We start from the raw sequence: 12,431 nt of genomic DNA, 5'->3' as shown, positions 1-12,431 counted from the left end.
TTTTTAAGTATTTAGATTCAGTTGGAATAAGACGAGATTGCGCCAAGATCCAAATTTTTGTCCGACTTCAGGTAAATAGCCTGTTTGTTTAAATCCAAAGTATTCATGTAATTTGATGGATGCAAAATTTTCATGATCTATAGCAGCGATCATGACATGAATTTTATGTTGGCTTGCGTGTTGAATTAAATGTTGGAGTAAAGCTTTGCCTAAACCCAAACGTGTAAAATTGGGATGAATATACACAGAGTGTTCGACAGTTTGTCTAAAACCACTGATCGCTCTAAATGTACTATATTCAGCATAACCTGCAATTTGTTGGGTGAGTTCGTTTTCAACCACAAAAATAGGGAAATGATCTATTAGATGCTGACGATACCAATTCTGATAATAATAAATGTCTTGATCTTGCTCATTCCATGTTGCAAAACCATTCAGAATTTCATCGTTGTAAATATCTTGGATTTGAGTTAAATCCTGTTCAGTTGCGAAACGAATTTTAAAAGACATTTTTTATTCTAATCGTCAGTATTTATAACTTTATTTTGATTATTGAGCATAAAAAAAGCAAGACACTAGTCTTGCTTTTTTATTATAAATATCAATTAGAAATGATATTTAACCAATGCGCTTACATCGTTTTGGTCTTGACCTTTTTGACCGAATTTATTGTTCCAAACAGAGTGTTCAACACCTACATACAATTTGGTTTTTGGAGAGATATGTTTACCAACATTCCATTTATATTGGCTTGTCCAGTTCAATTCACTCGCATGACCAGGACCTTCATTTGTAGACCAATCAAGGAATGCATCTGCCAAGAATTCTTCATTGCCTAGCTTGAATGGAACAGCGTAAGTGATCGTCATTTGGTAGTCATCTTCAGTCAAGTCATTGTCAACTCGATAGAAGTTAATATTTGCATATTGCGTGTAAGGAATATCTAAAGCAAAGCCTACGCCATACAAGAAGTTATTGAACTCAGTATTGTTGTTATAACCAGCGTTGTGTTCCCAAGTCGTTGCAATCAATACATCTTTGATTGGACCAGCGCTTAGTTTTTGGCCAGAAACTTCACTTAAACTTAATCGTGGAGCTAATTCAAGGTAAGTTGAATCGCCATCTTTTCCGCCCCATTGTTGATCGACGAAAAAGAAAACATCCGAGTACTTAAGCTTTGCAGCATATTCAGCAGTGATGGTATAGCGTTCACCTTCTTGTTGAGAGAAAGGGTTTAGGTAGTTATCGCCATAAAGACCAGTTAGGCTGAAATCTTGCCAAACAATTGGACTTGCTTGAGTAAACGCTGCTGTAGAAGCTAATGCGCAAAGTGCTGCGATTTGATTAAGTTTCATAAAAGAATCCCCAGAGAAAGCGGTAACAGAATAACGATTCTTTTGCAAAAATAAAGCCAAAATTGGATGAAAGGAAAAATTAATGCCCACGTATGCAGGCATTGATACAAAGATGGTTTAAATTAATGATGAGAATCAATTATTTGTTTACTTTTAATGCTAATTTTCGGTCCAAATAATTTTAAGTGATTAAATAATATATTGAGGATTATCGCCATTAAGCAGGTTGAGCTAATACCCGAATGGAACAAGGTTTGGACCCATTTTGGGAAGTCGGAATAGAACGAATGGTCAATAATGGGTACCATTCCTGCAGCAATGGAAGTCGCGACAATAATTAAGTTTTTCTGATCGTTATAATCAATTTTTGCCAGTGTACGGATACCACTCGCGGCTACTGTACCAAATAAAACAAGGCCAGCACCCCCAAGTACAGGCACAGGAATCGCTGCAATAAAACGCCCCATCACTGGGAGTAATCCAAGTACGACCAGAATTATCCCGCCAGCAGCGACAACATAGCGACTTTTAATCCCTGTTATTGCAACTAAACCAACGTTTTGCGCAAACGCACTTTGCATAAATGAACCAAAGATCGGTGCTGCTGCACTTGATAACATATCTGCGCGTAGACCATCTGAAATACGTTTTGAATCTACATCGGTACCGATAATTTCACCGACTGCAATAATATCAGCTGTAGTCTCAGTCATAATCACGAGGGTAACAATGATCATGGAAAGTATTGCTGTAAACTCAAAGGTCGGCATACCAAATGCAAAGAAGCTAGGAACCTGTAACCAATGACCTTCCCCAACTTTGCTAAAATCACCAAAGCCAAACATAAATGCTAAGACAGTGCCAAGAATAATTGCCAGTAAAATTGAAAGGCGTCGAATTGTGGCACTGCCAGCCATATTCAATATTATGACAATTGCAAGCGTCGCTAACGCTAAACAAATATTTTCAGCACTTCCCCAATCAGGTGCACTTTTATTGCCGCCCATCATCCAACGCACAGCAACTGGCAGGAGTGATAAGCCTATGATTGTAATTACACAGCCTGTAACAACTGGGGGAAAAAATCGAATAATTTTAGAGAAGTAGGGCGCTAAGAAAAAACCTAAAAGGGATGCCACAATGACGGCACCATAGACTGCCTGTAATCCGCCACCTGTGGTGACAATTGCGACCATTGTGGCTACACCAGCAAAAGAGACACCCTGAACCAAGGGCAATTGTGCGCCAATATGTTTAACGCCTATGGTTTGTAAAATTGTCGCTAAGCCACCGACAAATAAAGCAGCAGCGATGAGTAGCCCAATTTCCATACCTGATAAGCCTGCAGCCGTACCCACGATCAGAGGAGGCGCTATAATGCCACCATACATGGTTAAAACATGTTGTAAGCCATAAGCAGCACTTTTACCAGCACCAAGATATTCATGTTCGGGTGATTGTTGTTGTTCGTGTGCAGTCATAATAAATCCCTCTATATTTTAAATTTGCGAGTGCTCAGCTGCCACGATAGGTGGAGTAGGCATAAGGGCTAATGAGCAAGGGAATGTGGTAATGTTGGTGAGCATCGTTTACTGAAAAATGAATGACGGCTTTAGGAAAAAAAGTTGGGATGTTCTGCGCTGAGAAATAAGCTTGTGTCATAAATTCGATGCTGTATTCAGCGACATCAATTTGATCGAGTCCAAAATCTGCTGCTGTCACACGTCCATCAGAATTGGTTTTGGCTATCGCTAATAACTCTCCAGATGCAGAAAAAAGCTTAACTTCAACATTACTTGCAGGACGTCCAAGGTGGGTATCTAAAATATGTGAGCTGATCATGCTTGAATTTCCTGTGAGAGGCGCAGTAAAGCAATTTCTAAAAGTTGGCGATGGACGATTCTTTTTTCAGTCTCAAAATCGTTTAGCAAGCGGTATTCCAATGCTGTCAGAATCTCTTCACTATTCAAACCAGAAGCTTTAATCAGAAAAATAAAACCGAATTTTTTTTCATAGGCCAAGTTGCCTTTATATAACGCATCTAGAATTTCTTGATCATGTGTGATGCGTGCTTGTTCACGCCTTGAAAAAGTTTGTTCTTGTTCTGATAATTCAAGTTTTGCTTTTCTTTCGCCAATCCTTGGGTGTGTATTTAGGGCTGCTAAAATTTCATCCCATGTCCATGTAATGGCATGTTGTTCAGCATACTTTAATAGTCCTTCTCGTGTGTCAAAAGGACCGTGATGAATGATTTCCTCGCCCCATCGTGGGATATGAACACATTGCAATAAAAATGCTTTCTGATGTTCAACAGATGTTTGATTAAATTCTGAAAGCAACACAATTCAAACCTATACATTGAAACTTTAGGCTTAAATTGCAATAACAATGCCAACGTAGATTTGGTGGAAAAAGTGACTGAAAAAGATCAAAAGAGCACCTTATAAAGCACTCTTTTTCTCGTGAATGTGAAATTATGGTGCGAAATGATCGATCCAATGTTGCGCAATATCTCCACGACGACAAATCCAAACATGTTCATGAGATTGAACATAGTCTAAGAACTGTTGTAGTGCCTTGAAGCGTCCTGGGCGTCCTAAAAGACGGCAGTGCATCCCAATAGACATCATTTTTGGTGCAGTTTCCCCTTCGGCATACAAGACATCAAAGGCATCCTTTAGATATTGATAAAACTGTTCACCATGATTGAAGCCACCTGCTGAACTAAACTTCATGTCGTTGGTGTCTAGGGTATAAGGAATAATTAAATGCGGATGCTGCTCCCCATTGGGATGGGTGAGCTGTGTCCAAAAAGGTAAATCATCGCCGTAATAATCACAGTCGTATTTGATTTGAGGAAATTCAGTCAAAAGTTGACGTGTGTTGGGACTATCTCGACCTGTGTACCAACCGATTGGGGCTTGTCCGAATAGCGTTTCAAGTACACTAATGGCTTGATCCATATGCTGCCTTTCGGTCTCAATATCCATATTCTGATAATGCAACCAACGTTGACCATGCGATACCACATCGTAATCCGCAGATTTAATTGCTTCGACCACATCTGGATGACGCGCCAAAGCCATTCCCACACCAAAAATAGTCATGGGTAATTGACGTTTCTTGAACTCATTGTGAATACGCCAAAAACCGACTCTTGACCCATACTCATACATTGAATCCATTGACATATGCTTAGCATTAAAACTGGCAGCACCAACGATTTCAGATAAAAATTGCTCTGAACCTTGATCACCGTGCTCAATGTGGTTTTCACCACCTTCTTCATAATTTAAGACAAATTGCACTGCGATACGCGCTTGATTAGGCCAATGAGGATGAGGTGGATTCGCCCCATAACCTCTTAAGTCTCTGGAATAAGGTGCATTTTGAATCGAATCAATAAGCGCCTGTCCGCGTAAGTAAGTACTTGTCACAATGAGTAATCCTTTTATTAATTTTTTAAAATACCACTTGCATATTTTTGAGTTAGGCCCGATATTCAAAGTATAAGGACACGGTTCTGCAGACTCAAAAAGTGTTCATCATTCAATGTGGAGGGACGTATTCCAAACAGCAATTGAAGATGTTCGATGCAATTAGATTGCAAGCTACAAACGTGCCAAGATAAAAAGTTTTGCACAAAAATGATTCAGAAGAAGAGTGAGGATGATATTTATGAACATAGAAATCCGTACAGATAAGAATATTCAAAACAGTGAGCGATTAATTGATTATGTACGTGCAGAACTAAATACAGAGTTTCAACGCCATAGTGAAAGAATTACCCATTTTTCGGTTCATTTAAGTGATGAAAATGCCCATAAAGGCGGTGCAGACGATATTCAATGTATGATCGAAGCTCGCCCAGCTGGACTAAAACCAGTTGTGGTCAATCACAGAGGTCATAATATCGACACAGCGATTCATGGTGCGATTGACCGATTAAAGCGTAGTCTTGAACATGTATTCGAGAAAAAAGAGAACCCTCGTGGAGCGCCCATCCAACTGAAAGAAGATGAAGTGGATGTGGAATAGCAAAAAGCCCTTCGGGGCTTTTTTTTTTGAATAAAATTTTGAATGAACAGTTTTGATTTATTTAATTGAATAATGATCTGCATTATTAGGCATAATGTCGTTATAGATAAATAGTAGAGAAAGTAAATGCTAACAGCACATCAACAAGTGTTTTTACAGGCCTTAGAAGAATTAGACCTAGCACAGGTACAGCGCCTGTTAGCAGAAGGTTTAGATCCAAACTTTATCGCAGGAGAGAAAGGCCCTGCGGTTTCTGTGTGGTCAGACACTTTATTTCAATGGTGGGAAGAAATTTGTGAAGCGTATGAGCAAGGAAATGCGCTTTCAACAGAAGAAAAACAACAGAAATTACAAGTACATCTTGATATTCTAGATGCACTGATTGCAGCGAAAGCTAATTTCCATTTATGGGATGCAGAGGAATGTTACGGCCCACTTTGGGATGCTGCGAGTGCTGCATGTGTGCCTGCAGTTCAACGCTTACTTGATCATCAAGTTGATCCTAATACCAAAGATGAAGAGGGGAATACCATTCTGAGTTCAATTAGTGATTTATTTTTCGACTGCGATTTTGATACCATTGATTGGTCACAGGCTTTACCGGAAGAACGTGAGACACTCGAGTTATTACGTAGCCGTGGCGCAAAAATGACGAAAGAATTAAATTAATTTGGGTGCCCCATGACAAAATTAAAACAACTGAGCTTGATACTTTGCTCAACCGCGAGTGTAAGTGCGATGGCTGCAGATTTTGCCTTCGATCGACCTGGTACGAGTTTCAGCACAGGCATTACGCCCGTAGGTCAATTGGCATGGGAGCAGGGACTTCCAACTGCACAGTATGTTGAAAGTACTGAAAATGGTTTTAAAAATAAATCATTGCGACTCAATGCTGATGTCCTGTTGCGTACGGGATTGAGTAAGAATACTGAGCTTCAATTGGGTTGGGATGGCCCAGCGTGGGAGCGGACCCGAATCCAAAATCGAACTGATGACCATGATGGTTTAGGTGATGTTTCTGTTGGGATTAAGCATCACGTTGACTTACAAGATGATCAACTGAAAATGGCAATTTTGGCACAAGCTAAAATCGCAACAGGAAATGATCGTTTTACTTATGTTGATGATATTTATACTTTGGGCTCATCTGTTGAGTATCAATATAACGATACTGTAACGACAGGAATAGGAATGTTCTATTCGGCTCAAAATAGTGACTGGTCGGTGACTGCTGTACCTACTATTGGGTATAAAATCGTGGGTAATTTATCGGGCTATTCTGAAGCAGTATTTACCAAGAAAGAAAGCCAAGAGCGAGAGTATGGACTGGCATCTGGTTTAATCTATGCCTTGAATGATCGTGCGCAGTTAGATGCAAGCATCGGTGTAGACCTAAGTGGATCCGATCGAAGTTATCATGGTGGATTTGGTGTCTCATACTTATTCTAAATGAATAAAAAAGGAGTAGCTTACGCTACTCTTTTTTATGTTTACTTCAGTTTTGATTCAATCAGTCTTTATCCAAACGATGGGCAAACTCTGCGATATCGGTCAAAGCTTGCTTTGCTTCATCAAACCAAGCGCTAAACATTTGGAAGTTATGCCACATACCGGTGTATAACTTAAACTCAACATCCACTCCAGCTGCTTTAGCCTTTTCTTCAAATCGCGTAGAGTCGTCTAACAAAATTTCTTTTGAACCCACCTGAACCAATGTCGGTGGCAATCCTTTGAGATCTCCAAAAATTGGGGAAATTTCGGGAATTGAGACATCTACACCTTTAGGAACATAATGATTTATGCCTGCTTCTAAAGCTTCAATTGACAATAAAGCATCATGCTTTTGATTGTAGCGTAGAGATTCACTGGTCAAAGTTAAGTCAAGAAAGGGTGACATTAAAATCAAGCCACTTGGAAGAAGTTTTGGATTTTCTTCTTTTAAACGTAAAGCCAGTGCAAGTGCTAAATTGGCACCACAAGAATCGCCAGATAAAATAATATCTTTCGGTTGAGCACCTTGCTCTACCAATAATTGGTACACATCATAGATTGCTTCTCCGAGATCGGGGAAACGTTGTTCAGGTGAAAGAGGGTAATCGATATGTAGCACTTGCATTTGAGTCCGAAGTGCCATTTCAGTCATCAATGCGCGATGTGTATTTAACGATCCTAAAAAGAATGCGCCACCATGAATGTGAAAAATGAGCTGAGTCGTTTCAGGTTGAGGCAAAATTTCTTCGGCACGAATACCTGCGATTCTTAGTTTTCGAATACTGACATCTTTGGACTGTGGAAAAACACGCGTCATCTGCTCTAAGGCAACACGAAGTACGGTGGGGGGAAGATTAAAGCGACTCGGAAAGCGAAGACTCGTTTTTAAAAAAGACTCTGTTATGTATTGTTTCAAAACCGGATTGATCTTCATTGTTTTTCCATATTAATGAAATTATGTTTATTATCAGCACACAGCATTACAATGGTACACTAAATAGTCACATTCAAAAATTGCTTAAATGTTATCAATTTTTAATAATATTAAAGTCAATTCAGCAAGGGAAACAAAAAACAATGAAAAAAATTGCACTAGCGTTAGGATTACTCGCTTCAGCAGTATTTGCAAATGCTGCAGATCCACTCAATGGTACCGTGTGGAATACGATTGATGAGAAAACTAAAAAAGCTAAAGCTTTTGTAAAATTCACTGAACAGCCAAACGGAACATTGAATGCAACGATTCAGAGTGTTGTCACACCGGGTCAAGAAAATTCATGTACGAACTGTGAAGGTCCCTATCACAAGAAATCTTTAAAAGGTTTAACCATTGTGAAGGGTCTTAAAAATGTAGGTGGAACGAATTACGATGGTGGTTCAATCTTAGACCCACAATCTGGAAAAACTTACAAATTGAAGGGTTCATTGAAAGACGGTGGTCAAAAGCTCGAACTTCGTGGTTTCATCGGCGTATCAGCGCTTGGTCGTAACCAAACTTGGGTACGCGTGAACTAATTTAAGATTCATAAAAAAGCCGAGTAGTTGCTCGGCTTTTTTTATTTCTTATTTCTTTAATGCTTTTATCGCATTCTCATCAAAACCTACTACATAGCCTGATTCAGTAGTGATCACTGGTCTTTTAATAAGGCTCGTATGTGTAGTCAGTGCTTCAATCAAACCCTGTTCAGATGCAAGGGCAATTTGTTGATCTTCCTCAGACAATTTACGCCAAGTCGTTCCCTTTTTATTGAGGACAAGTTCAGCACCAAGATCCTTTAGCCATTTTTGTACTGTTTCAGCATCAATACCTTGTTTCTTATAATCGTGGAACTCATAACTAAGCCCCAACTCATTGAGTAAATCGAATGCTTTTTTCATCGAGTTGCAATTTTTAATGCCGTAAACTTTAATCATCTCTAACAGTCTTATTCATTGTGATCAGTCTAGAGCTTAGCAAAATTTACGCAAAAACATAAATGTGATCAGAATATTTTAAATAGGTTTGAAATCTACAGTGTGGCTTCATGGTGGTTATCAATAAAATGGTGGAAAATTTCTTATCTTAAAATTTGTATTGATCTTTTAAATAGAGAAAACCCGCATTAAATCATCCTGATCATGCGGGTCTCAATTCAACGTCCAATGTCTTCATCCTTGGAAAATAAACCGAAATTTATTTTCTTTTCATCCTACGGCTTCCAATCCCTATTGTCATCCTGACATGTCCCTGTGCCGTGCGACAATAATGCACTGAATTAGTCGGAATAAAAATACGTTAACACGACAAGATTTGTGAGCAATTAGCGTGCATTTAGTAAACAGTTGTTCACTCAGTTTGCACGGCACTAAATTTTATAATCGATAATGACAGGGGCATGATCACTAAACCACGTTTCTTTATATACCCATGCATTCACAGTACGATCTTTCCAATCTGGTGAGCAAGCTTGATAGTCAATCCGCCAACCCACGTTCTTGGCACGGGCTTGTCCTCGGTTTGACCACCATGAATAAAGTTCTGCTTCTTTACGCACTTCACGGAAGGTATCGACATAGCCTAAATCATCATAAATATGATCGAGCCATGCACGTTCATGTGGTAAACAACCTGAAGCTTTTTGATTGCCTGACCAGTTCTTAATATCAATGCGTTTATGTACGATATTGTAGTCACCGCAAACAATCACAGATTTACCTTCATCACGCCATTGTTTCAAGATCTGCTTGTATTCATTTAGAAAGTGATCTTTACGGGCTTGTGCTTCTTCACCAGAAGAACCTGATGGTAAATAGAGTGAGCAAATATGAGCTGTTTTCTCTAAGCCTAGATCAAATTCTGCTGAGATAAAACGACCTTGTGAATCAGCCAATTCAAAACCCAGACCATCGGTAACTGAGATAAACGGCAAACGACTATAGATTGCGGTACCAGCATAGCCAGGACGCTCAGCTGGGAATAGGTGTGTATACCAACCTTCTGGCTTAAATTTATCTGTCCATTGTTCGTGTGTAATACGGGATTCTTGCATGCAAATGACATCGGCATCTGAAGTTGCCATCCAGTCAAAAATTCCTTTTTTTTCTGCAGAACGAAGACCATTTACGTTGATTGATACGACACGTAAAATTTTTTGATCACTAGGATAGCTACTCTTTGGTATCATGCTCGAGTTTAACCTCAATTTAATAAATGGAGCACCTCATGACAGCGCAAGCGGCATTTAATCCACAAGCTTTTATCGAACTGGCATTATCACGTGGTGTGCTTAAATTTGGTGAGTTTACTTTAAAATCAGGTCGTGTGAGTCCTTATTTTTTCAACGCCGGTTTGTTAAATGACGGTGAAGCCTTAACTGGCTTGGCTTCTGGCTATGCAGCAAAATTAACTGAATGTGATAATGTTGAAGTGATTTTTGGCCCTGCATATAAAGGGATTCCATTTGTCGCTGCAACGGCTGTAGCATTGTCACAAAACCATGGTGTAAGTGTACCTTGGGGCTTCAACCGTAAAGAAGCTAAAGATCACGGTGAGGGTGGTGTGCTTGTGGGTGCTTCGGTAGAAGGTAAAAAGGTGTGGATCATTGATGATGTGATCACTGCGGGTACAGCCATTCGTGAAGTTGTGACCATTTTAAAAAATGCAGGCGCGCAAATAGCGGGTGTATTGGTTGCGCTTGACCGTCAAGAAAAAGGTCAGGGTGAATTGTCTGCGATTCAAGAAGTTCAAAAAGAGCTTGAAATTCCTGTGCATGCGCTTATCACAATGAAAGATTTAATGGATTACTTAGATGCTAAAGGCGATAAAGATGCTTTAGCGAAAATGGAAGCATACCGTGTGAAGTACGGAATTTAAGACTTATAAAGTTCTACTTAATATTAATGTGAAACATTGCTTAATAAATAAGCGTGGAACTTGAAGAATCTATAAAAAAGCCCAGATTTATAGGTCTGGGTTTTTATATCGATATAAGTTATTGATTTGTATTTAATAAAAAATCATTTCGCATAAGGTGTATTATGTTAATTTTAGTTTTTCTTTACTTTAAAATGAATGTCTAAATACACTAGAGAATGGTTCTAGGAATATGAAAACTGAACCTTGGATTGAGGATAATGATCCATTAAAGCCCTATTATGGAAAATTGAGTAATAAGGAATATACCGATATTTCTAATATATTTACTTTATGGATTAATCATAAGAATTATATTGATCCTTCAATAATTTCTAAAAATAAAAAATTAAATTTATTAGATTTTTCAAATAGATATAAAGAAAAATGTAATCAAGCCTTATATGAACTGCTATGTGAAAGCCTAAAGCAAACAGATGGATATCTCTATTGGCTACCTATGAACAATGTAAAGAGTGAAAATATCTTTGCCGCATATTCTCCAGCAATGATTGCTAAGACCCCAATAGAAGCCAAGTATTTAGATTATGCTTCTCGCTCTTTTCTGCAAATGCAAAATGGTGGATATGCCATTGTTGAAAGCAACCTAAATTTTATAGCCCTGGTTATTGATGGCTACTATATGCAGGTAGCATTACATTCAAACTTTATGAATGAGAAATTTCAAGAATATCTCGATAATTGGAACGAGATCGAAAAAAACCTTGATGAAATTACAGCACAGTGCCTTTCACACGCTCATTCTATACAGTAGAAATTAAAGAGGAATGAAGTATGTAAGCACCCTATTTAACATAATAGCTGTTATACAAAATGAAAAAGCCTAGATACTGGTTTAGGCTTTAAAATTTAAAAAATAAATAAAAATCAGCATCATATACTCTGTTTTAAAACTTCGTATAACGTGTATTATGTTAATTTTAGGAAATCTAGATACTCTTTTGATTCACACGCTTTGAAAGCTCTTCTGCACTTTCTACACGTTCAGAGTAACGGTCAGTGAGATATGAGGACTGTCCCCTGGTTAAAAGCGTAAATTTATAAAGTTCTTCCATCACATCGACAATCCTCATGTAATAAGAAGAAGGCTTCATACGACCATCCTCTTCAAACTCTAGAAATGCTTTAGGGACTGAGGACTGATTTGGTATCGTGATCATACGCATCCAACGCCCTAAAATACGTAATTGATTTACAGCATTAAAGGATTGCGAACCTCCACAAACTTGCATTACAGCTAAGGTTTTACCTTGCGTTGCACGGATTGCACCCGCTGCTAATGGAATCCAATCAATTTGAGCTTTCAATATCGAACTCATTGAGCCATGACGCTCAGGAGAGCACCACACCATGCCTTCTGACCATGCTAAGAGTTCATGGAGTTCCTTAACCTTTGGATGTTGCATATCACCATCTTCAGGGAGGGGTAGCCCTTTTGGATGGAAGATTTTCACTTCCGCACCAAAATATTCAAGGATTCGACCAGCTTCCTGAATAGCTAAACGACTATATGATCGATCACGATTTGAGCCATACAAAAGCAGTATTCTTGGTGGATGTTTAAGGTTCTTTGCCTGAACTTTTTCTAAAGTCGGTTTTTCTAAAAGACTAGGATCAATATTTGGTAGGTTCAT

At 38.7% G+C, this 12,431-nt stretch carries 16 protein-coding genes; 6 read left to right on the top strand and 10 right to left on the bottom strand.

Features of this window, described 5'->3' with window-relative positions:
- Positions 1-3: 3 nt before the first annotated feature.
- The 6 genes from AC1M9B_RS04625 to puuE form a co-directional block, all read right to left on the bottom strand.
- A complete protein-coding gene (locus AC1M9B_RS04625) occupies positions 4-510 on the bottom strand; it encodes a GNAT family N-acetyltransferase (RefSeq protein ID WP_179999697.1) in 507 nt (168 codons plus the stop codon).
- Positions 511-605: 95 nt separating this feature from the next.
- The gene (locus AC1M9B_RS04620; protein ID WP_035264928.1) at positions 606-1,355 is read right to left on the bottom strand and encodes an outer membrane protein OmpK; all 750 of its coding nucleotides are present in this window, start codon (positions 1,353-1,355) and stop codon (positions 606-608) included.
- Between the two features lie 122 nt (positions 1,356-1,477).
- The gene (locus tag AC1M9B_RS04615) at positions 1,478-2,836 is read right to left on the bottom strand and encodes a nucleobase:cation symporter-2 family protein (RefSeq protein ID WP_035264726.1); all 1,359 of its coding nucleotides are present in this window, start codon (positions 2,834-2,836) and stop codon (positions 1,478-1,480) included.
- 34 nt (positions 2,837-2,870) lie between these two features.
- Complete coding sequence (gene uraH, locus AC1M9B_RS04610) at positions 2,871-3,197, bottom strand: hydroxyisourate hydrolase (protein WP_035264724.1); 327 nt, start codon at positions 3,195-3,197, stop codon at positions 2,871-2,873.
- The gene (gene uraD / locus AC1M9B_RS04605; protein ID WP_481608673.1) at positions 3,194-3,697 is read right to left on the bottom strand and encodes a 2-oxo-4-hydroxy-4-carboxy-5-ureidoimidazoline decarboxylase; all 504 of its coding nucleotides are present in this window, start codon (positions 3,695-3,697) and stop codon (positions 3,194-3,196) included. Before uraD ends, uraH begins: the two co-directional genes overlap by 4 nt.
- Positions 3,698-3,829: 132 nt before the next feature.
- On the bottom strand, positions 3,830-4,792 hold the full coding sequence (gene puuE / locus AC1M9B_RS04600; protein ID WP_481588788.1) for an allantoinase PuuE: 963 nt from the start codon (positions 4,790-4,792) through the stop codon (positions 3,830-3,832).
- A 241-nt stretch (positions 4,793-5,033) separates the two neighbouring features.
- Here puuE and AC1M9B_RS04595 point away from each other — a divergent pair, with 241 nt between their 5' ends.
- The 3 genes from AC1M9B_RS04595 to AC1M9B_RS04585 all read left to right on the top strand — a co-directional run bounded on the left by AC1M9B_RS04595 (position 5,034) and on the right by AC1M9B_RS04585 (position 6,842).
- A complete protein-coding gene (locus AC1M9B_RS04595) occupies positions 5,034-5,393 on the top strand; it encodes an HPF/RaiA family ribosome-associated protein (protein WP_035264715.1) in 360 nt (119 codons plus the stop codon).
- Positions 5,394-5,519: 126 nt separating this feature from the next.
- Positions 5,520-6,062: an ankyrin repeat domain-containing protein gene (locus AC1M9B_RS04590; protein WP_035264700.1), complete on the top strand. Its 543-nt coding sequence runs from the start codon at positions 5,520-5,522 to the stop codon at positions 6,060-6,062.
- 12 nt (positions 6,063-6,074) lie between these two features.
- Complete coding sequence (locus AC1M9B_RS04585) at positions 6,075-6,842, top strand: transporter (protein WP_035264697.1); 768 nt, start codon at positions 6,075-6,077, stop codon at positions 6,840-6,842.
- A 61-nt stretch (positions 6,843-6,903) separates the two neighbouring features.
- Here the strand turns inward: AC1M9B_RS04585 and AC1M9B_RS04580 are convergent, their stop codons facing one another.
- Complete coding sequence (locus tag AC1M9B_RS04580; protein ID WP_035264694.1) at positions 6,904-7,818, bottom strand: alpha/beta hydrolase; 915 nt, start codon at positions 7,816-7,818, stop codon at positions 6,904-6,906.
- Between the two features lie 143 nt (positions 7,819-7,961).
- On the opposite strand from AC1M9B_RS04580, the gene AC1M9B_RS04575 reads away from it, so the two are divergent.
- Complete coding sequence (locus AC1M9B_RS04575; RefSeq protein WP_035264927.1) at positions 7,962-8,399, top strand: DUF2147 domain-containing protein; 438 nt, start codon at positions 7,962-7,964, stop codon at positions 8,397-8,399.
- A gap of 48 nt (positions 8,400-8,447) precedes the next feature.
- Here the strand turns inward: AC1M9B_RS04575 and AC1M9B_RS04570 are convergent, their stop codons facing one another.
- A complete protein-coding gene (locus tag AC1M9B_RS04570) occupies positions 8,448-8,798 on the bottom strand; it encodes a Spx/MgsR family RNA polymerase-binding regulatory protein (RefSeq protein ID WP_035264692.1) in 351 nt (116 codons plus the stop codon).
- 431 nt (positions 8,799-9,229) lie between these two features.
- On the bottom strand, positions 9,230-10,048 hold the full coding sequence (locus AC1M9B_RS04565) for an exodeoxyribonuclease III (RefSeq protein WP_092766525.1): 819 nt from the start codon (positions 10,046-10,048) through the stop codon (positions 9,230-9,232).
- 38 nt (positions 10,049-10,086) lie between these two features.
- Between AC1M9B_RS04565 and pyrE the strand changes: the two genes are divergently transcribed.
- A complete protein-coding gene (pyrE, locus tag AC1M9B_RS04560; protein WP_067727823.1) occupies positions 10,087-10,737 on the top strand; it encodes an orotate phosphoribosyltransferase in 651 nt (216 codons plus the stop codon).
- A 232-nt stretch (positions 10,738-10,969) separates the two neighbouring features.
- Positions 10,970-11,551, top strand: coding sequence for a hypothetical protein (locus tag AC1M9B_RS04555; protein ID WP_481608672.1), 582 nt, complete (start codon positions 10,970-10,972; stop codon positions 11,549-11,551).
- A 175-nt stretch (positions 11,552-11,726) separates the two neighbouring features.
- Here AC1M9B_RS04555 and arsH read toward each other — a convergent pair whose 3' ends face one another.
- A complete protein-coding gene (gene arsH / locus AC1M9B_RS04550) occupies positions 11,727-12,431 on the bottom strand; it encodes an arsenical resistance protein ArsH (RefSeq protein WP_481608671.1) in 705 nt (234 codons plus the stop codon).

It is taken from the genome of Acinetobacter sp. ANC_7513, assembly GCF_056779915.1.
This window is presented reverse-complemented; position numbering and strand designations above follow the sequence as displayed.

Coding starts and splice junctions, on each gene's coding strand:
- AC1M9B_RS04565 (WP_092766525.1), bottom strand. CDS start 10,048: ATGATACCAAAGAGTAGCTATCCTAGTGATCAAAAAATTTTACGTGTC.
- AC1M9B_RS04575 (WP_035264927.1), top strand. CDS start 7,962: ATGAAAAAAATTGCACTAGCGTTAGGATTACTCGCTTCAGCAGTATTT.
- pyrE (WP_067727823.1), top strand. CDS start 10,087: ATGACAGCGCAAGCGGCATTTAATCCACAAGCTTTTATCGAACTGGCA.
- AC1M9B_RS04620 (WP_035264928.1), bottom strand. CDS start 1,355: ATGAAACTTAATCAAATCGCAGCACTTTGCGCATTAGCTTCTACAGCA.
- AC1M9B_RS04555 (WP_481608672.1), top strand. CDS start 10,970: ATGAAAACTGAACCTTGGATTGAGGATAATGATCCATTAAAGCCCTAT.
- AC1M9B_RS04625 (WP_179999697.1), bottom strand. CDS start 510: ATGTCTTTTAAAATTCGTTTCGCAACTGAACAGGATTTAACTCAAATC.
- AC1M9B_RS04570 (WP_035264692.1), bottom strand. CDS start 8,798: ATGATTAAAGTTTACGGCATTAAAAATTGCAACTCGATGAAAAAAGCA.
- uraH (WP_035264724.1), bottom strand. CDS start 3,197: ATGATCAGCTCACATATTTTAGATACCCACCTTGGACGTCCTGCAAGT.
- AC1M9B_RS04585 (WP_035264697.1), top strand. CDS start 6,075: ATGACAAAATTAAAACAACTGAGCTTGATACTTTGCTCAACCGCGAGT.
- AC1M9B_RS04615 (WP_035264726.1), bottom strand. CDS start 2,836: ATGACTGCACACGAACAACAACAATCACCCGAACATGAATATCTTGGT.
- AC1M9B_RS04590 (WP_035264700.1), top strand. CDS start 5,520: ATGCTAACAGCACATCAACAAGTGTTTTTACAGGCCTTAGAAGAATTA.
- arsH (WP_481608671.1), bottom strand. CDS start 12,431: ATGAACCTACCAAATATTGATCCTAGTCTTTTAGAAAAACCGACTTTA.
- AC1M9B_RS04595 (WP_035264715.1), top strand. CDS start 5,034: ATGAACATAGAAATCCGTACAGATAAGAATATTCAAAACAGTGAGCGA.
- AC1M9B_RS04580 (WP_035264694.1), bottom strand. CDS start 7,818: ATGAAGATCAATCCGGTTTTGAAACAATACATAACAGAGTCTTTTTTA.